Here is a 1173-nt window from a genome sequence, read left to right on the forward strand (position 1 = left end):
AGAAATAGTTGCTACATCACCAGTAGCAGTAATAGTTCCTAGGTCTCCAGATAATTCTACATTCTCCGCCGCCGCTGAACCAGAAGCATTAGTAGCTGTTAATACCATAGCATTAGCACTTGCAAGTTCCATACTAGATTGACCACTAATTGTTGAACCAGAAGCAACAGCACTGTCTCCACCACCTAAACCAGCTGTATTTGATCTAATAGCAGTATTAGAAATAATGTCATTTTCAGTCTCACCAATTTGGAAAGATAAGGCACCTGAAGATGCTTGATCTGAAGAACTAGCTTGAAGTAAAACATTACCATTGTAGTTAGTTTGTTCAGCAATATTATCTAATTGTTCAAGTAGTTTATTGATATCTTTTCTAATAGATTCTCTACCATCATCAGAAGTAGTATCTGTATTAGCTTGGATTAATTTAGATTTAATTGTATCTAAGATATTTGATTGCTCAGCCATTGATTTATCAGCAATTTGAAGTAATGTTACAGCTGAATTACCATTTGAAACACCTTGATCAATAGATGTCGCTTGTGTTCTAAGTTTATCAGCAATTGCTAAACCAGATGCATCATCTGATGCTTTATTGATTCTTAGACCAGTTGATAACTTCTCTAAAGAACTTTTGATATTATTACCAGTATTAACTGCAGCTTCTTGTGCAGTAATAGATGAAACGTTTGTATTGATTCTCATAATAGATCCTTTCTAATTATGACACATTGTAAACAAAAAGTTTACAGCCTCAAAACATTCTTGGTTCAACAAGCATGAAATAAGAAGAATCTCATTTCTCGGAAGCCATTGCTCCCTAAGTTATGAAGAAATTATGACACACCAATTCTTAAAATTAGATTAAAATAATGATTAATTCTGAAAAAATTGCATAAAAAAAGGCCAAGTATAGAAACTTAGCCTTCTTAATAAAATTAAATAACTTTTTTTATTTTAATTTACTGTAATAATCTTAAAACGTTTTGTTGTACTTGATTCGCCTGACTAATAGCATAAGAACCAGCTTGAGAAATAATGTTCTGTTTGTTGAAGTTTGCAGATTCTGCAGCGTAATCAACATCTCTAATAATAGATTCAGCAGCCTTAACATTAGTAGACTGAGTCATTAAGTTTCTAACCGCAGATTCTACTTGGTTTTGAGTCGAACCT

Annotated in this window: 2 protein-coding genes; both read right to left on the reverse strand. The window is 32.7% G+C overall.

The features are described from left to right. A partial coding sequence (locus tag BT997_RS15280; RefSeq protein ID WP_174247260.1) for a flagellin occupies nt 1–705 on the reverse strand: 705 nt, incomplete at its 3' end. Between the two features lie 257 nt (nt 706–962). Then, nucleotides 963–1173, reverse strand: a 211-nt coding sequence (locus BT997_RS15285) for a flagellin (RefSeq protein ID WP_258239506.1), incomplete at its 5' end; no start/stop codon positions are given.

Source organism: Arcobacter sp. LA11 (genome assembly GCF_001895145.1).
In the GTDB taxonomy this organism is placed as follows: domain Bacteria; phylum Campylobacterota; class Campylobacteria; order Campylobacterales; family Arcobacteraceae; genus Halarcobacter.